Source organism: Alkalicoccobacillus porphyridii, assembly GCF_007293315.1.
GTDB classification, from domain to species: domain Bacteria; phylum Bacillota; class Bacilli; order Bacillales; family Bacillaceae_D; genus Alkalicoccobacillus; species Alkalicoccobacillus porphyridii.
Genome location: NZ_VLXZ01000373.1, coordinates 1 through 245, shown reverse-complemented (window position 1 = coordinate 245; position 245 = coordinate 1). Strand labels below are relative to the sequence as shown.

Genomic DNA, 245 nt, shown 5'->3' with positions numbered 1-245 from the left:
CGGCCAGGGGGGCTGGTCGGCAAAACCATTCCCCCTCCCGCCCGTGCGGCTATAATGAACCGTCTTCCATCCGAGGTTTACCGTGTCCGATCGTCTGAAAGTCCTGCCCCAATACCTGCTGCCCAAGCAGCGCCTGACCTCCTTTGCCGGCCGCGTCGCGGGAGCCCAGGGCGGCACGATGACGACCCGTTTGATCCGCTGGTTCGTGGGTAAATACGGGGTCGACATGAACGAGGCCGAGAACC

Annotated in this window: 1 protein-coding gene; it reads left to right on the top strand. The window is 63.7% G+C overall.

The features are described from left to right. Nucleotides 1-82: 82 nt before the first annotated feature. Nucleotides 83-245 (top strand): hypothetical protein (locus tag FN960_RS24935; protein WP_498034109.1); only part of this gene is annotated, 163 nt, incomplete at its 3' end.